The 16,873-nt window shown below is 73.7% G+C and carries 16 protein-coding genes and 1 pseudogene; 10 read left to right on the forward strand and 7 right to left on the reverse strand.

Annotated features, from left to right (window positions below):
- Positions 1 to 10: 10 nt before the first annotated feature.
- Both cphA and ACH34S_RS22780 read right to left on the reverse strand, forming a co-directional pair.
- Positions 11 to 2,653, reverse strand: a pseudogene (cphA, locus tag ACH34S_RS22775) (cyanophycin synthetase); the annotation flags it as partial.
- Positions 2,587 to 3,420 (reverse strand): cyanophycinase, encoded by an 834-nt coding sequence (locus ACH34S_RS22780; RefSeq protein ID WP_395954769.1) that lies wholly within the window; start codon positions 3,418 to 3,420, stop codon positions 2,587 to 2,589. The gene ACH34S_RS22780 and the pseudogene cphA, both read right to left, overlap by 67 nt.
- 207 nt (positions 3,421 to 3,627) lie before the next feature.
- Between ACH34S_RS22780 and ACH34S_RS22785 the strand changes: the two genes are divergently transcribed.
- A complete protein-coding gene (locus tag ACH34S_RS22785) occupies positions 3,628 to 4,986 on the forward strand; it encodes an ABC1 kinase family protein (RefSeq protein ID WP_395954770.1) in 1,359 nt (452 codons plus the stop codon).
- Between the two features lie 2 nt (positions 4,987 to 4,988).
- Here ACH34S_RS22785 and ACH34S_RS22790 read toward each other — a convergent pair whose 3' ends face one another.
- Positions 4,989 to 5,834, reverse strand: a complete 846-nt coding sequence (locus ACH34S_RS22790; protein WP_395954771.1) for a siderophore-interacting protein — start codon at positions 5,832 to 5,834, stop codon at positions 4,989 to 4,991.
- Between the two features lie 138 nt (positions 5,835 to 5,972).
- Between ACH34S_RS22790 and ACH34S_RS22795 the strand changes: the two genes are divergently transcribed.
- Positions 5,973 to 6,416 carry a nuclear transport factor 2 family protein gene (locus ACH34S_RS22795; protein WP_395954772.1) on the forward strand — a complete coding sequence of 148 codons (444 nt, stop codon included), beginning with the start codon at positions 5,973 to 5,975 and terminating at the stop codon, positions 6,414 to 6,416.
- A 12-nt stretch (positions 6,417 to 6,428) separates the two neighbouring features.
- Here ACH34S_RS22795 and ACH34S_RS22800 read toward each other — a convergent pair whose 3' ends face one another.
- Positions 6,429 to 7,568 carry a serine hydrolase domain-containing protein gene (locus ACH34S_RS22800; RefSeq protein WP_395954773.1) on the reverse strand — a complete coding sequence of 380 codons (1,140 nt, stop codon included), beginning with the start codon at positions 7,566 to 7,568 and terminating at the stop codon, positions 6,429 to 6,431.
- Positions 7,569 to 7,784: 216 nt separating this feature from the next.
- Between ACH34S_RS22800 and ACH34S_RS22805 the strand changes: the two genes are divergently transcribed.
- The 5 genes from ACH34S_RS22805 (at position 7,785) to ACH34S_RS22825 (ending at position 13,739) form a co-directional block, all read left to right on the forward strand.
- Positions 7,785 to 8,558 (forward strand): cyclase family protein, encoded by a 774-nt coding sequence (locus ACH34S_RS22805; RefSeq protein ID WP_395954774.1) that lies wholly within the window; start codon positions 7,785 to 7,787, stop codon positions 8,556 to 8,558.
- Positions 8,555 to 10,237, forward strand: coding sequence for a thiamine pyrophosphate-binding protein (locus ACH34S_RS22810; protein WP_395954775.1), 1,683 nt, complete (start codon positions 8,555 to 8,557; stop codon positions 10,235 to 10,237). The genes ACH34S_RS22805 and ACH34S_RS22810 overlap by 4 nt, the downstream gene beginning before the upstream one ends.
- A 178-nt stretch (positions 10,238 to 10,415) precedes the next feature.
- Positions 10,416 to 11,264, forward strand: coding sequence for an MIP/aquaporin family protein (locus ACH34S_RS22815; protein ID WP_395954776.1), 849 nt, complete (start codon positions 10,416 to 10,418; stop codon positions 11,262 to 11,264).
- 41 nt (positions 11,265 to 11,305) lie between these two features.
- A complete protein-coding gene (gene glpK, locus ACH34S_RS22820) occupies positions 11,306 to 12,823 on the forward strand; it encodes a glycerol kinase GlpK (protein ID WP_395954777.1) in 1,518 nt (505 codons plus the stop codon).
- Between the two features lie 67 nt (positions 12,824 to 12,890).
- A complete protein-coding gene (locus ACH34S_RS22825) occupies positions 12,891 to 13,739 on the forward strand; it encodes a serine protease (RefSeq protein WP_395954778.1) in 849 nt (282 codons plus the stop codon).
- Between the two features lie 15 nt (positions 13,740 to 13,754).
- On the opposite strand, the gene ACH34S_RS22830 is transcribed toward ACH34S_RS22825, so the two are convergent.
- Positions 13,755 to 14,549 carry a SigB/SigF/SigG family RNA polymerase sigma factor gene (locus ACH34S_RS22830; RefSeq protein ID WP_395954779.1) on the reverse strand — a complete coding sequence of 265 codons (795 nt, stop codon included), beginning with the start codon at positions 14,547 to 14,549 and terminating at the stop codon, positions 13,755 to 13,757.
- A gap of 151 nt (positions 14,550 to 14,700) precedes the next feature.
- Here ACH34S_RS22830 and ACH34S_RS22835 point away from each other — a divergent pair, with 151 nt between their 5' ends.
- The 3 genes from ACH34S_RS22835 to ACH34S_RS22845 all read left to right on the forward strand — a co-directional run bounded on the left by ACH34S_RS22835 (position 14,701) and on the right by ACH34S_RS22845 (position 16,216).
- Positions 14,701 to 15,195, forward strand: coding sequence for a fluoride efflux transporter FluC (locus tag ACH34S_RS22835; protein WP_395954780.1), 495 nt, complete (start codon positions 14,701 to 14,703; stop codon positions 15,193 to 15,195).
- Complete coding sequence (gene crcB / locus ACH34S_RS22840) at positions 15,192 to 15,554, forward strand: fluoride efflux transporter CrcB (RefSeq protein WP_395954781.1); 363 nt, start codon at positions 15,192 to 15,194, stop codon at positions 15,552 to 15,554. Before ACH34S_RS22835 ends, crcB begins: the two co-directional genes overlap by 4 nt.
- A gap of 260 nt (positions 15,555 to 15,814) precedes the next feature.
- Complete coding sequence (locus ACH34S_RS22845) at positions 15,815 to 16,216, forward strand: DUF2267 domain-containing protein (RefSeq protein WP_395954782.1); 402 nt, start codon at positions 15,815 to 15,817, stop codon at positions 16,214 to 16,216.
- 10 nt (positions 16,217 to 16,226) lie between these two features.
- Here ACH34S_RS22845 and ACH34S_RS22850 read toward each other — a convergent pair whose 3' ends face one another.
- Together ACH34S_RS22850 and ACH34S_RS22855 are read right to left on the reverse strand one after the other, a co-directional pair.
- A complete protein-coding gene (locus tag ACH34S_RS22850) occupies positions 16,227 to 16,406 on the reverse strand; it encodes a hypothetical protein (protein WP_395954783.1) in 180 nt (59 codons plus the stop codon).
- A gap of 163 nt (positions 16,407 to 16,569) precedes the next feature.
- On the reverse strand, positions 16,570 to 16,839 hold the full coding sequence (locus ACH34S_RS22855) for a DUF6343 family protein (protein WP_395954784.1): 270 nt from the start codon (positions 16,837 to 16,839) through the stop codon (positions 16,570 to 16,572).
- Positions 16,840 to 16,873 lie beyond the last annotated feature (34 nt).

Here is a 16,873-nt window from a genome sequence, read left to right on the forward strand (position 1 = left end):
GCAGGACGGGCTCGCCCGGCTCCGCGATGTCCAGCGCCGACGTCAGGGCCCCCTTCAGGTCGCCCGCCGGATGCGTGCGGACGCCCGGACGCCCCTCCCGCAGCCCCTGCACGATCAGCCGGGTCATCTCCCCCGAGCGGCGTCCGCGCAGGTCCTCGTCCTCGTAGACGACGACTCGGCCGAACGTCCCGGCCAGCGCCCGCGCGGTCTCGCCGACGAGCTCGTCGGACCGGTCGCCGGGCAGCGTCACCGCGGCGACCCCCCCGCCGCCCCAGCGCCGCTCGACGAACTCGGCCATCGCGGTGACCGCCGCCGGGTTGTGCGCGTAGTCGACCAGGACGGGATTGGCCCCGACCCGGTAGACGCAGCCCCGGCCCGGGTTGCGCAGGTGCGGGTCGAACGTGCGCAGCGCCCGCGCCACGACGTCCACCGGGACGTCGAGCGCGCGGGCCGCGGCGGCGGCGGCGAGCGCGTTGGCGACGACGTGGACGGCGTGCCCGCCGAACGAGCCCGCGACGTCGGCGGCGGGCAGGATCCGGGTCCGGCGGTCGCCGTGCGCCTCCGTCAGCCAGCCGTCCCGCACGTAGAAGCCGAGGCCGCCGCCCCGCAGATGTTCCACCAGGACGGGCGCGTCGGCCGCGATCGCGAAGTAGCGCAGCACCGGCGCCCGGTCCTTCACCGTGGGACGGCCGGCCAGCCCCACCACGGCCGGGTCCTCCGCGTTGAGGACGAGGTGCCCGCCGCGCCGGATCTCCTCCGCGACGAGCGCCTTGATGTCGATCAGGTCTTCCAGGTGCTCGGTGCCGTCCACGCCGAGATGGTCGCGGGTGATGTTGGTGATGACCGCGACGTCGGCGCGGTCGTAGCCGAGGCCGCGCCGGACGATCCCGCCCCGCGCCGTCTCCAGCACCGCCGCCTCCACCGACCGGTCGCCGAGCACCATCTCCGCCGACCGGGGCCCGGACGCGTCCGAGGCGTGCACCAGCCGCCGCCCCACGTACACGCCCTCGGTGCTGGTCATGCCGGTGCGGCGGCCGTCCAGCTCCAGCATGTGCGCGATCATCCGGACGGTCGTGGTCTTGCCGTTCGTGCCCGTCACCGACACCACCGGGACCCGCGACGGCGTGCCCGCCGGGTACATCAGGCCGATGATGTCGCCCGCGACGTCGCGTCCCGTGCCCTCGTGCGGCGCCAGGTGCATCCGCAGGCCCGGCGCGGCGTTGACCTCCAGGATCCCGGCGGCGCGAGTGCCCGACATCGGGTCGGCGGGCACCGGCGAGCCGATGTCGGGCAGCCGCAGGTCGATGCCGCACACGTCCATCCCGACCGTCGCGGCGGCGCGCACGCACATGTCGGCGACCTCGGCGTGGACGCCGTCGGTGACGTCCCGGCTGGTGCCGCCGGTGGACAGGTTCGCGTTACGCCGCAGCCACACCCGCTCACCGTCGCCGGGCACCGACCGGGGGCCGTGGCCCTGCCGGGCCAGCAGCGCCAGCTCCGTCGCGCCGAGCGCGATCCGCGTCAGCGGCCGGTCGTGCCCCGCACCGCGCGCCGGGTCGGCGTTGACCCGCGCCACCAGCTCGGCGACCGTCGCGGCCCCGTCGCCCGTGACGCACGCCGCCGTCAGCTCCGCCGCCGCCACCACCCGCCCGCCGACGACCAGGACCCGGTAGTCCCGGCCCGGGATGTAGGACTCGACGAGCGCCTCGCCCTCCTCGCCGGCCGCCGACGCGAACGCCGCCACCACCTCCGGCGCGGTCGCCAGCTCGATGTGGACGCCCTCGCCCTGGTGCCCGGACAGGGGCTTGACCACCACCGGCCCGCCGATCTCGCGCAGCGCCTCCAGCGCCTCCGCCGGCGACGCCGCCACCCGCCCCTCCGGGACGGGCAGGCCCGCGTCGGCGAGGACCCGGTGCGCGAGCCGCTTGTCGCCCGCGACCTCCATCCCGATCGCCGAGGTGCCGTCGGTCATCGCCGCCCACACCGTCCGCCGGTACCGCCCGTACCCGAGCCGCAGCAGGTTCAGGCCGCCGACCCGGCGGACCGGCACGCCCCGCCGCCGCGCCGCCCGCGCCAGCGCCGACGTGCTCACCCCGAGCCGCTCCTCCTCGTGGGCCGCGGCGATGCGGGCCAGGTCGGCGGCCGGGTCCGGCACCAGCCCGGCGAGCGCCCCGTTGACGAGCCGCAGCGCGAGCGTGATCAGCCGCTCCACCACCGGGCTGGCCGGCGGCTCGTCGCGCGGGCACTCCAGGATCACGTCGTACTCGGCGGGGCCGCCCGCGCGGACCGTCCGGCCGAAGAACACCTCCCGGCCGATCAGCCCGGACAGCTCCAGCGTGACGTGCTCGGTGACATGCCCGAAATAGGTGCCGCGCGCCATCGCCTCCAGCAGCCCGCCCGGACGTCCCGCCGAGCAGTGGTGCGTCCGCAGCCCCGGCAGCGCCTCCACCAGCCGCTCCGCGAACCCGGGATGGTCGGTCGTCTCGTGGCCGGTCAGGCCCTGCAGATCCAGCCGCGCGACCGCGACGGGACGTGAAAGGAAGACGTTCGGGCCGCTCAGGCGGCGCACATGGTCGAGCCGCACGGCTACCCCTCCTCCGGCCCGCGCATGTTGCCGATCGCCGGGAGCTTGTCGTTCATCTGGAAGGCGCACCCGGCCGGCAGCAGGTGCAGCGACACGTCCAGCATCGCCATCGGCTCGTCGTCGGAGACGGCGTAGGCGATGGTGGACTGGCCTGCGTCCACGACCGTGACCACGCCCGTCCCGACGACGTCGAACTGCCCGTCGCCGACCACGATCGCGGTGTCCTCGTCGATCCCGACGCCCAGCAGCCGCGTGTCGAGCGCGATGCCGCTCATCAGCCGCGGCAGCCGCCCGCGCTCGTTGAAATGCATGTCGATCAGCACGTTGTCGAGCAGCCCGAGCCCCGGCCCGACCTTGACGCTGGACGCGGCCACCTCGTGGCCGTGCCCGCCCAGGATCATCCAGTGGCCCATCGCGGTGGCGCCCGCGCTCGTCCCGGCGATGACCAGGCCCTCCTGGTCGAGCCGCCGCTTGAGCAGCTCGTTGGTCCGCGAGCCCACCAGGGTCCGGATCCGCGACTGGTCGCCGCCGCTGAACAGCACCCCGGTCGCCGCGTCCAGCGCCCGCAGCGTCGCCGCGCCGTCGGCCGCGGCGCGGCCCAGCAGCCGCAGCTCCCGCACCGAGGTCACGCCGAGCCGCCCGAACACGGCGGTGTACTCGTCGGCGACCTCCTCCGGTACCTCGGTCGCCGTCGTCACGACCACGATCCGCGCGTCCTCGCCGCCCGCCAGCTCGACGAACGTCTCCAGCGCCCCTGACCCACAGGTGCGGTTCTCCGCCCCGCCGATGATCAGCAGCCGGCCCTTGCGTCCGGCACCTCCGATTTTCTCTCTCACACCCGCTAACTACCCTTGATCACGGTCTGTAGTCGCTCGATCGCAAAGAGCCGCCGCCCCGCGGACCCGGCTCACGCCCCGGTCCGGGAATCTTCCGGCCTGCTCGAACGCTGAAACTTTGACGGGCAATGACCACTTTGAGGTGTTCGCACGCCGTGAGAGGCTGGCAGCCATTGGACGCATCGTCGAACGAGGGACGGTCGGGCCGTGAGTGACATCCCCCGCCGCGCCGTGACGCGGACCGCCAAGCTGGCGAGCCTGCCGCTCGGCTTCGCCGGCCGCACCGCGCTCGGGTTCGGGAAGCGGACCATCGGGCGGCCCGCCGAGGCCGTCGCGCTGGAGGTCCAGCGCCGCACCGCCGACCAGCTGTTCGCCGTGCTCGGCGAGCTCAAGGGCGGCGCGATGAAGGTCGGCCAGCTGCTGTCGATCTTCGAGGCCGGGCTGCCCGAGGAGATCGCCGGGCCGTTCCGCGCGAGCCTGACCAAGCTGCAGGAGTCCGCGCCGCCGATGCCCGCCGCGACCACCCACCGCGTCCTCGCCGAAGGGCTCGGCCGCGACTGGCGCGAGAAGTTCGCCGAGTTCGACGACCGGCCCGCCGCCGCGGCGTCCATCGGCCAGGTCCACCGGGCGGTCTGGCACGACGGCCGGACGGTCGCGGTCAAGGTCCAGTACCCCGGCGCCGCCCAGGCCGTGATGAGCGACTTCAACCAGATCTCCCGGCTCAGCAGGCTCTTCACCCCGCTGTTCCCCGGCGTCGAGGTCAAGCCCGTGATCGCCGACCTCAAACGGCGGCTGGAGAAGGAGCTCGACTACGTCGACGAGGCCCGCGCCCAGACCGCCTTCCACGACGCCTACGCCGGCGACCCCGACTTCCTCGTCCCGGCGGTCGTCGCCCAGTCGGGCAACGTCCTGGTCACCGAATGGCTGGAGGGCACCCCGCTCGCCAAGGTCATCGCCGACGGCTCGCAGGAGCAGCGCGACCGCGCGGGCCTGCTGCTGTTCCGCTTCCTGCTCTCCGGCCCGGACCGCTGCGAGATGATCCACATCGACCCGCACCCGGGCAACTTCCGGCTGCTGGACGACGGCCGCCTCGGCGTCATGGACTTCGGCGGCGCCGCCCGCGTCCCGGCCGAGCTGCAATGGTCGATCGGCCGCCTGCTGCGCATCGGCACGCTCGGCGACCCCGAGGACATCGTCGACGCGCTCCGCGAGGAGGGCTTCCTCGCCCCGGACGCCGACGTCGACGCCGGCGAGGTCGCCGACCTCGTCGCGCCGCACGCCGCCCCGTTCGCCGTCGAACGCTTCCGCTACTCGCGCGAATGGCTGCGCGAGCAGACGGCGCGCGGGTTCGGCCTCGCGGCCGACATGCGGCCCGGCGCGCTCGCCCGCCAGTTCCGGCTGCCGCCCCAGTACCTGGCCGTCAGCCGCGCCCTGTCCGGATGCGGCGGCGTCCTCTGCCAGCTGGAGGCCGAGGGCGAGTTCCGCGCCGAGGCCGAACGCTGGCTCCCCGGCTTCGCCGCCGGCGAAGGCCCCGACCTGGACGACCAGACCCAGGCCACCGCCTGATCTCAGGCGAGGGCTTGGGCCTCCTCTGCCTCGACCTGCTGGTTCCACTCGCGCTTGCTGGACTGCCAGCCGTCCTCGTCGCGGCCCCGGCGCCAGTAGCCGGAGATGGACAGCCGCTCCAGCGGCAGGCCGCGCTCGACCCGCAGGTGCCGCCGCAGCACCTTGACGAAGTTCGCCTCACCGTGGACGAACGCGTGCACGTCCTCGCTCGGGAACTCCAGCTTCTGGACGGCCTCGATCAGCAGGTCCCCGACCTGGGCGCCGCCCCGGTGCAGCCAGACGACGTCCGCGTCGCCCGGCGTCGGCAGGTCCTGCTCCTCCTCGGGCCCGGCGACCTCGACGAACACGCGGGCGGGCGCGCCGCTCGGGATGCGTTCGAGCGAGGCGGCGATCGCGGGCAGCGCGCTCTCGTCGCCGACCAGCAGATGCCAGCCCGCGTCCGCGCGGGGCGCGTAGGCGCCGCCCGGCCCCTGGAAGTAGATCTCATCGCCGGGACGAGCGCCCGCCGCCCATGGCCCCGCGAGCCCCTCGTCACCGTGGTAGACGAAGTCGAGCGTGAGCTCGAGCGCCTCGGCGTCCCACGCCCGGACGGTGTAGGTCCGCAGGGACGGCCACTGCTCCCGCGGCATCTCCGCGCGGACCTTCTCCATGTCCAGCGGCTCGGGGTAGGTGACGCCCGGCTGCATGAAGAGCAGCTTCACGTAGTGGTCGGTGAACTCTCCCGCGCCGAACCCGGCGAGCCCCTCACCGCCGATGACCACCCGGATCATGTGCGGGGTGAGCCGCTCGGTGCGCAGCACCGTCCCCTTGGTCAGCCTGCGTCCCTTGCGTGCCGGTTCCGTCGCCATGCAGCCCTCCGATGCGCCCGTTCACCACTTAGGCAAGCCTAACCACCGGTTCGCCCGTATTGTTCCACCGGGCTACGGTCGGGTGAACGGGCACGGCGACGCGGACGGGTGAGGCGGTTGGCGCTCAGCAGGCACACGATGACGGACGAGCAGCGCAAGTCGGTGGCGCTGGAGTATCTCAAGGGGTTCGACAACGGCGGCGTGACCTCGGACGGCGCGCCCCTGCTCGACCTGTTCGCCGACGACGCGCAGGTCTACTTCCCGAAATGGGGCCTGGCCACGGGCAAGGACGAGATCGCGCGGCTGTTCGGCGACGTCGGCGCCACGATCACCTCGATCCGGCACCACTACGCCACGTTCAACTGGATCTTCACCGGGACCGACACGCTGGTGTGCGAGGGCACCAGCCACGGCGAGCACCGGGACGGCCCGTGGCGCGCCGGCGTCCCCGAATGGGGCGCCGGACGCTGGTGCGACGTGTTCGAGATCCGCGACTGGAAGATCCAGCGCGTGTTCATCTACCTCGACCCCGACTACGCGGGCGCCGACACCGCCCGATACCCCTGGCTGGAAGGGAACTGACGGCGAGGGGCGTCAGTGCGCCGAGGTCAGGCGGGCCGCCCGGGTCCGCGCGACCTCGGCGGCGACCGCCGCGAACGCGGCGTCCGTCTCGTCCCCGCCGGCGACGGTCGCCAGGGTCGACTTGACGATCACGACGCCGTGCCGGGGCGAGACCCAGATGCGCTGGCCGCCGAGGCCGTCGGCGGAGAACGCGCCGTCCGCGCCCAGCCACCAGTGCAGCCCGTAGCCCTGGTTGAACGGCGCGGACGGGCGCGTCGACTCCGTCACCCATGAGGCCGGGACGACCCGCCGCCCGTTCGCCGTGCCGCCGTTCAGGTACAGCAGCCCGAACCGCGCGAAGTCGCGGTCGGTGGCGTAGTAGCAGCAGTACGCCATGCTGTTGCCGTTGGAGTCGTTGCCGAGGAGGGCCTTGGACGCCATCCCGGCCGGCTCCCAGATCTTCCGCTGCACGTAGTCGTGGTACGGGACGCCGGTGGCCCGCGCGACGACCCACCCGAGAACGAACGAGTTCATGCTCGTGTACTCGAATCTCGTGCCCGGCTCCCAGCCGCGCTTGCGCTGCCTCGCCATCGCGGTCAGCGGGTACCCGAGGCTCGCGGCGACGTGCACGGGCGGGACGTCGACCGTCTCCTCCCACGCGATGCCCGACGACATGCGCAGCAGGTCCCGCAGCGAGACGCCGTCGTACCCGGAACCCTCCAGCTCCGGGAGGTACCTGGTCACCGGGTCGTCGATCGAGCCGATGAACCCTTCGCCGAGCGCGATGCCGACCGCCGCCGACGTGAACGACTTCGCCACCGACCACGACTGGAACAGGGTGTCGCGGGTCGCGGCGACGTAGCGCTCGAAGACGATGTCGTGGCCGTCCAGGACGACGAAGCCCTGCGTGCCCGTCCGGAGGAGGTAGTCGTCGAGCGTGTGCGTCCGTCCCTCGTAGGTGTAGGTGACCGCCAGCGGCCGGTGCGCCTCGCGCAGCCCGACCGGCCGGGACGAGGGGAGCAGCGCGTCGAATCCGGCCGACCGTTCCGTGACGGCGGCGGACGGCGGCGCGGGCGGCGGCGGTGCGGGCGGGGCGGCGGACGCCGGGGGAGCGGCGAGGGCGGCGGTGACGGCGGCGGCGGTGAGAGCGAGCGTCCAGGGCCTGCGGCGCATCGGACCTCCGTGGGGGGCGCGGAGCGGACGGCTTCAGCCCCGATGGTGATCGACCGGGCCCGGCGCGTCTATAGCGTGTGGTGACAAATCCGTTCCCCTGCGTGTGGGCAGACGAAGGGCGGACACCCTGCGCCGGGTGACCCTCCGAACAGGTTCTTCTGCGATACGTTCGTGTCGCCCGCGCGCCCCTCGCCACCTGCGTCGCACGGAGGAACGATGTCGGTTCTCGCCCAGTTGCTCACCGCCGTCCAGGACGGCTCGGTGGAGATCGTCGACCTGACGGCTCCGCTGTCGGAGCGCACCCCGATCCTGCAGCTGCCGGAGCCGTTCGCCAACACGGTGCCGTTCCGGCTCAAGGAGATCAGCCGGTACGACGACCGCGGCCCCGCCTGGTACTGGAACGACATAGAGACGGGCGAGCACGTCGGCACCCATTTCGACGCGCCCGTGCACTGGGCCACCGGCCGCGACGGCGAGGACGTCGCGCAGGTCCCGCCCCGGCGCCTGCTCGGCCCCGCCGTCGTGCTGGACGCGTCCGCGCACGCGTCCGCCGACCCCGACTTCCTGCTGGAGATCGAGCACGTCCGGGCCTGGGAGCAGGAGAACGGCCCGCTGCCCGCCGGCGGCTGGCTCCTGTACCGCACCGGCTGGGACGCCCGCTCCGGCGACCAGGACACCTTCCTCAACGCCGACGGCGGCGGCTCGCACACGCCCGGCATCTCGCCCGAGTGCGCCCGGTGGCTCGCCGAGGAGACGCCCGTCATCGGCCTCGGCGTGGAGACCGTCGGCACCGACGCGGGCGGCGCGCACGCGTTCGACCCGCCGTTCCCGTGCCACTCCTACTTCCTCGGCGCCGGGAAGTACGGGCTCACCCAGCTGCGCAACCTCGACCGGCTGCCCGCCCGCGGCGCGGTGCTGCTGGCGTCGCCGCTGCCGATCGTCGGCGGCTCGGGCAGCCCCGCACGCGTGCTCGCGCTGGTCGAGCGGTGAACGTCGCGGAGGCCGTGGGCGAGGCCCTCGCGCGGCTCGGTGCCCGCACGGTCTTCGGCGTCGTCGGCAGCGGCAACTTCCACGTCACCAACGCGATGATCGCGAACGGGGCCCGGTTCGTCGCGGCCCGGCACGAGGGCGGCGCCGCCACGATGGCCGACGCCTACGCGCGGGTCGGCGGCGGGCTCGGGGTGGTGTCGGTGCACCAGGGGCCGGGCCTGACCAACGCCGTCACCGGCATCGCCGAGGCCGCCAAGAGTCGCACCCCGCTGGTGGTCGTCGCGGGCGAGGTCGCCGCGGCGGCGGTCCGCTCCAACTTCCGCGTCGACCAGGCGGCCCTCGCGGCGGCGGTCGGCGCCGTCCCCGAGCGGGTCCACTCCCCGCGGACCGCGCTCGCGGACGTGACCCGCGCCTGCCGCACCGCCGTCGCCGAGCGCCGCACCGTCCTGCTCGGGCTGCCGCTGGACATCCAGGCCGCCGAGCACCCCGGCCCCGCGCACCGGCCCGCCGCCACCGCCCGGCGCGGCGCGCAGGTGCCGCCGCTGCCCGTGCCGCCCGCGGCGGCGATCGCCCGGCTCGCCGACGTGCTGCAGGCCGCGCGGCGGCCGGTGTTCATCGCCGGGCGCGGCGCGCGGCTGTCCGGCGCGGCCGAGCCGCTCGCGGAGCTCGCCGCCCGCTGCGGCGCGCTCACCGCGACCTCCGCCGTCGCCCGCGGCCTGTTCGGCGGCGAACCCTTCGACCTGGACGTCAGCGGCGGGTTCGCCACCCCGGCCGCCGCCGAGCTGATCGCGGGCGCCGACCTCATCGTCGCCTGGGGCTGCGCGCTGAACATGTGGACCACCCGGCACGGCGCGCTCGTCGCCAGGGACGCCACGGTCGCGCAGGTCGACGTCGACGCCCGCGCTCTCGGCGCGCACCGCCCCGTCGACCTCGGCCTCATCGGCGACGCGGCGGAGACCGCCCGCGCGGTCGGCGCCGAGCTGGCGGAGCGCGGCCACACCGCGTCCGGCTACCGCACGCCCGAGGTCGCGGAGCGGCTCGCCCGCGAAGGGCGCTGGCAGGACGTCCCCTACGAGGAGCACCCCCTCGACGAGGACGCGAACGGCCCCCGCATCGACCCGCGGACCCTGTCCATCGCCCTCGACCGGATGCTCCCGAGCGAGCGGACCGTCGCCGTCGACTCCGGCAACTTCATGGGCTACCCGGCGATGTTCCTCGACGTCCCCGACGCCGACGGGCTCGTGTTCACCCAGGCGTTCCAGTCCGTCGGGCTCGGCCTCGCGACCGCCATCGGCGCCGCCGTCGCCCGCCCCGACCGGCTCACCGTCGCCGCGCTCGGCGACGGCGGCGCGCTGATGTCGATCGGCGAGCTGGAGACCGCCGTCCGGCTGGGGCTCGGGCTGCTCGTGGTCGTCTACGACGACGAGGCCTACGGCGCCGAGCTGCACCATTTCGGGCCCGGCGGGCATCCGCTGGACACGGTCGTGTTCCCGCCCGCCGACCTGGCCGCGATCGGGCGCGGGTTCGGCTGCGCCGCGGTGACCGTCCGGCGCCCCGCGGACCTCGCCGCCGTGGAGACCTGGCTCGCGGGCCCCCGCGACCGCCCGATGGTCGTGGACGCGAAGATCACGCGCGGCTCGCCCGCCTGGTGGCTGGAAGAGGCGTTCCGCGGCCACTGACCGTGTTTGCCCGCCGACTCTTGGGAACGATCTCCGGCACGGTCGTGATCTGGGGGTGTGCTGTGCGGTGGGTGCCGAATGCCGACATTCGTCGGCACCGGACGGTTGACCGGCTTCCTCCCGCGTACGTACCGTCGCGGCGAGCGTGCACGCCGTCACCCGTCCCGGAGGAGGAGAGATGACGCGACGGCCGAAGGTTCCCGAACTCGCCGCGGAGATGGCCGCGGAGTTCGCCGGCACGATGATCCTGATCCTCTTCGGCGTGGGCGTGGTCGCGCAGGTGGTGGCGGGCAGCGGGCTCGGCGACCCGCAGAGCCTCGGCGGCCACGACAGCATCGCCTGGGCCTGGGGCATCGGCGTGACGCTCGGCGTCTACGTCGCGGCGCGCATCAGCGGCGGGCACATCAACCCGGCCGTCACCTTCGCCCTCGCGGTCTTCAAGGGCTTCCCGTGGCGGAAGGTGCTCCCGTTCTGGTTCGCGCAGCTGCTCGGGGCGTTCACGGCGGCGCTGATCGTCCGGTGGAACTACAGCGAGATCCTGCAGAAGTTCGACCCCGGCCTGACGGAGAAGACGCACATCGTCTTCTCCACCATGCCCGGCAACGGGACGCTGCCGATCGGCACCTGGGGCGCGTTCCGCGACCAGGTGATCGGGACCGCGATCCTGCTGTTCCTCGTCCTCGCCCTCACCGACCTGCGCAACGCGCCGCCGCTGGCGAACCTGGCGCCGCTCATCATCGGGCTCATCGTCGTGGCGATCGGGATGGCGTTCGGCTCCGCCGCCGGGTACGCGATCAACCCGGCCCGCGACCTCGGCCCCCGGCTCGTCCAGTGGCTCACCGGCTACGGGTCGGACGCGTGGCGAGATCAGTACGGGCACCTGTACTTCTGGGTGCCGCTCGTGGCGCCGCTGATCGGCGCGGTGATCGGCGCCGGCCTGTACATCCTGCTCATCGGACGCAACATCCCCGGCGAGGGGGAGGAGACCCCGCCCACCAGGCCCGAGCCGGAGTACGACGTCACCTGACCCGCCGGGATCCCGCGCCACACGCAGAAAGGGGAGAGGGCATGCCCGACTTCGTCGGAGCGCTCGACCAGGGCACCACCAGCACCCGCTTCATGATCTTCGACCACGGCGGCAACGAGGTGGCCCGCCACCAGCTCGAACACGAGCAGATCCTGCCCCAGGCCGCGTGGGTCGAGCACAACCCCACCGAGATCTGGGAACGCACCCGCGCCGCCATCCAGACGACCCTGAACAAGGCGCACCTGACGTACGCCGACCTGGCCGCGTTCGGTATCACCAACCAGCGCGAGACGACGGTGGTGTGGAACCGGCGGACCGGCCGCCCCTACTACAACGCGATCGTCTGGCAGGACACCCGCACCGACCGCATCGCCACCGCCCTGGAGCGGGACGGCAAGGGCGACGTCATCCGCCGCAAGGCCGGGCTGCCGCCCGCCACCTACTTCTCCGGCGGGAAGATCCAGTGGATCCTGGAGAACGTCGACGGCGTCCGCGAGGCCGCCGAGAACGGCGACGCGATCTTCGGGAACGTCGACACGTGGGTGCTGTGGAACCTCACCGGCGGGAGGGACGGCGGCGTCCACGTCACCGACCCCACCAACGCCAGCCGCACCATGCTGATGGACCTGGAGACCCTCGACTGGGACGACGAACTCCTCTCGTTCTTCGGCATCCCGCGGCAGATGCTGCCGCAGATCAAGCCGTCCTCCGCCCCGGAGCCCTACGGGACGACCCGCGCGGACGGCCCGCTCGGCGGCGAGGTCCCCCTGACCGGCATCCTCGGCGACCAGCAGGCCGCGACCGTCGGGCAGGTGTGCTTCGCGCCCGGCGAGGCCAAGAACACCTACGGCACCGGCAACTTCCTGCTGCTCAACACCGGTGAGGAACTCGTCAGGTCCAAGGCCGGGATGCTCACCACCGTCTGCTACAAGTTCGGCGGCGACGCGCCGGTGTACGCGCTGGAGGGCTCGATCGCGGTGACCGGGTCGGCGGTGCAGTGGCTGCGCGACCAGCTCGGCATCATCTCCGGCGCCGCGCAGAGCGAATCCCTCGCCCGGCAGGTCGACGACAACGGCGGCGTGTACTTCGTGCCCGCCTTCTCCGGCCTGTTCGCCCCCTACTGGCGCTCGGACGCCCGCGGCGCGATCGTCGGCCTGTCCCGCTTCAACACCAACGCGCACCTGGCCCGCGCCACCCTGGAGTCGATCTGCTACCAGTCCCGCGACGTGGTCGAGGCGATGCGCGCCGACTCCGGCGTCGCGCTGGACGTGCTCAAGGTCGACGGCGGCGTGACCGCCAACGAGCTGTGCATGCAGCTCCAGGCCGACATCCTCGGCGTCCCGGTCTCCCGGCCCGTCGTCGCCGAGACCACCGCGCTCGGCGCCGCCTACGCCGCGGGCCTGGCCGTCGGGTTCTGGAGCACCACCGACGAACTGCGCCGCAACTGGAACGAGGACCGCCGCTGGGAGCCGACCTGGGACGACGACCAGCGCCGCGAGGGCTACGCCGGCTGGAAGAAGGCCGTCGAACGCACCTACGGCTGGGTCGACGTCGACTAACCGTCCTCCAGCCCCCACCCACCACCATTCAACGGACGAGCTCCACTCGACTGACCGGGGGATCCGCATGACCGCACGCTTCGCCACCATCGCCATGGCCGGCGCCATCGCCGTCGGCTCGGCCGGGACGCTCACCGCCGCCGCTCCCGTGCAGGCCGCCGACCGGCACCGGGCCGCGCAGAAGGCGATCGACTTCACCGGGATCGTCGCGCTGAGCAACTGCTCGGGGTCCCTGGTGCGCGGGCCGCGGTCCCGCGACACCGACGCGGCGCTGGTCATGACCAACGGCCACTGCCTGGAGTCGGGGATGCCGAAGGCCGGCGAGGTGATCGTGGACAAGCGGTCGTCGCGGACGTTCACGCTCCTGGACCGGACGGGCCAGAAGGACCTCGGCACCCTCCGCGCCACCAAGATCGAGTACGCCACCATGACCGACACGGACGTGACGATCTACCGGCTGGACGCCACCTACGCCGCCCTCAAGAAGCGCCACGGCACCACCGCGCTGCGCCTGTCGACGGCCAAGCCCGGCGACGGCACCGGGATCAAGGTCGTGTCGGGCTACTGGCGGAAGATCTACGGCTGCAAGATCGACGCGACCGTGCACCGGCTCCGCGAGAACGGCTGGACGTGGAAGGACTCCCTGCGCTACACGCCCGAATGCGAGACGACCCACGGCACGTCCGGCTCGCCGGTCGTCGACGTCCGGACGGGCCAGGTCGTCGGGGTCAACAACACCGGCAACGACGACGGCGAGCGCTGCACGCTCGACAACCCGTGCGAGGTCGGCCGCGACGGCGAGGTCACCGTCCGGCGCGGCTCGCACTACGGCCAGCAGACCTACCTGCTCGCCCGCTGCCTCGGCAAGGGCAACGACGTCGTGCTGGGCGGCGCATGCGCCCTGCCCCGCCCGTGAGCGGCACCGGCCGTGTCACCGGTCGGCGAGCAGCCCGGCGCGGAGCCTGTCCAGCGTGGCGCGGAGCAGCCGCGAGACGTGCATCTGCGACAGCCCGATCTGCTCGGCGATCTGCGTCTGCGTCTTGTTGCCGAAGAACCGCAGCAGCAGGATCGTCCGCTCCCGCTCGGGAAGGTCGTCGATCAGCGGGGCGAGGGCGTGGCCGTCGATGAACGCGTCGAGGGCCGGGTCATCGGAACCGAGGTACTCGCCGACCGTGCCGTTGTCGCCGGCCGGCGACCCGTCCGCCGGCGCCTCCAGCGACAGCGGGCGGTAGGCGTCGCAGGCGACGATGACCTCGACGGTCTCCTCCTCGGTGATCTCCATCAGCGCGGCGATCTCCGCGGTCGTCGGGGAACGGCCGCGCTCGCGGGTGAACTCCTGGACGGTGCGCTGCAGCACCGGCCGCAGCTCCTGGATCCGGCGCGACACCCGCACGCCCCACGTCTTGTCGCGGAAGTGCCGCTTCACCTCCCCGGTCACCACCGGGTAGGCGTAGGTGACGAAGCGGTCGCCGATCCCCGGGTCGAACCGGTTGATGGCCTTGACCAGCCCCAGGTAGGCGACCTGCTGCAGGTCGTCGAGCGGCTCCCCGCGGTTGGCGTACCGGCGCGCCACCCCGCGGACGAGCCCCGCGTGCATGTCGACGATGCGCGCCCTGAGCCGCTCCCGCCGGGGATCGTCCTCGGCGAGCCGGTTCATCTCCGCGAGCAGCGTCTCGGCCTGTTCGTCGTCGACCCGGGCGGCGGTGGTGGACTGCGCGAGCGTCATGCGTGTCTTCTCCCTCCCTGAGCGGAGGCGGGGGGCCGGCCGCTCGGTCCACTCCCTCTACCCGACGATCGGCCCATGACACAGGCCCCCGGTGCTCGCGGCGATGGCGCCGGTAGACTTTCGGGTCGCCCTATTGGCCGGGAGCATGCCCATGACCGCGCGCGATCGTCCCGTCGACCCCGACGTCGATCTGCATGTCCCGGAGCAGCGGCAGGAGCTGCGGCGCGCCCCGTGGGAGACGCTGGCGGCGGTGTCGGCGGGCGGCGTCCTCGGGGCCCTGGCCCGCTACGGGCTGACCACCGCGTTCCCGTACGGCGCCGGTGACTTCCCCTGGGCGGTGTTCTGGATCAACGTGTCGGGCTGCCTGCTGATCGGCGTGCTGATGGTGCTGATCACCGAGACGTGGCGGGCGCACCGGCTCCTCCGCCCGTTCCTCGGCGTCGGGATCCTCGGCGGGTTCACCACGTTCTCCACCTACGCCGTCGACATCCAGCAGGCGGTCGAGCACGGCGCGCCGCGGGCCGGGCTCGCCTATCTCGCGCTGACACTGGTCGCGGCACTGGCCGCCGTCGTCGCCGGAATGCGGCTCGCGCGGGCGCTCGGCCGGGCGGCGGCCCGGCGGCCGAGGGGGGAGGACGGCGAGTGACGGTCCTGCTGATCGCGCTGGGCGCCGCGCTGGGCGCACCGCTGCGCTACCTGACCGACCGCGCCGTCCAGGCCCGGCACGACTCCGAGTTCCCGTGGGGGACGCTCACCGTCAACGTCACCGGGTCGTTCATCCTGGGGTTCCTGGCGGCGCTCCCGGCCGACGGCGGTGCCATGGCCTTCGCCGGGACGGGTTTCTGCGGCGCTCTCAGCACGTACTCAACGTTCGGGTACGAGACCGTCCGGCTGGTCGAGGACGGGGCGCGGTTCTACGCCGTCCTCAACGCGGCGGGAAGTGTCGTCGCGGGGCTCGGCGCGGCCTTCTGCGGCCTGCTCGTGGCCCAGGCGGTCACCGTCTGACCCGCTGAAACGTGGTGCGGCCCAGGCTCGCAGCCCAGAGCACATGGCTCCGAGCCGACGAGTGGGCCGCGACGTGACTGTGCCCATCCGGCCGTTTCGGTAAACCGGTGGGTGCCTCGACTGTCACGGCGCGGGGACATGGAACGCGCCGTCGGGCCTGGCCACGGGCCCGCCATCGGCGGCGCACCCGGTTAGCACCCGGATATATCGGGCATTCTCTGCACTTCACACGGGGCATTCATGAGGAAGGAGCGTCCGCCATGCGCCACGAAGAGTTCATCGGCCAGGTCCAGAACCGCGGCCGCCTCTCCGGCCACGGCGAGGCGGAGCGGGCGACCCGCGCGGTGCTGGAGACGCTCGGCGAGCGGATCCCGGAGGGGCTCGCCGACAACCTCGCGGCGCAGCTGCCGCACGAGATCGGCGAGCACCTGCGCCGGACGGAGATCTACGGCGGCGCCGGAAGCGGCGAGCGGTTCGGCAGGCACGACTTCATCGAGCGGGTCGGGGCCCGGGCCGGCGCCGACGACCCGCACGCCGCGTTCCTGACGCGGGTCGTGCTGGAGGTGACCGACGAGGCCACCCACGGCGGCGTCGCGCACAAGGTGGCCGGCAGCCTCCCCGCGGATCTCAGGGACCTGGTGGCGTCCGGCAGCAACGGCTGACCGCGCGGGTTCACGAAGGCTCACCGGTCGCCGGGGGCGCGGTCCAGGGCCAGGACGAGGCCCGCCGCGTGCCCAGCAGCGCCGCCGCGGCCCCCTGCAGGAAGCGGAAGGCCACCAGCGTCCAGGTGTCCGGCGCCAGCCCGCACGCCAGGGACGCGACGGTGAACGCCGCGAGCCCGGCCTGGTACATGCGCCGGTGCCCGGCGAGGGCGCCGAGCCGCGCCCCTGTGCCGGACGCCCGCCTGATCGTCTACACGCCGTCCGACGAGGAGAGCCGCGAGCGGATCGCGTGGCTGCTCGCGCATCCCGAGGCCGCTGTGCCCGGCCACCGGCACTGACGCCGGCGGGTGCGGTCAGGACCGGGCCCGGCGGGCGATCACGATCAGGTCGATCGCGGCGATGACGGCGACGACCGCGCACAACGCCGCCGCGACCCACGCGCCGTCGTCGTCGCCGCGCTGCCCGGCCACGGCGAACACGATCGCGGCCGCCGCCGTCCCGACCAGCGCCACCCCGGACAGGATCGCCCGCAGCCGCAGCGGGCTGCGGGCGTCCAGGGGCTCCTTCCCCGCCGGCTGCCGGTGCCGGTAGGGGCCGCGCGAACCGGGTCCGTCTGCGTTCATGCGCTGGTCGTGCCCGGTGAGGGCGGGTCGATGC

Origin of the sequence: Actinomadura sp. 3N508, assembly GCF_044326375.1 — a bacterium.
GTDB lineage: Bacteria > Actinomycetota > Actinomycetes > Streptosporangiales > Streptosporangiaceae > Spirillospora.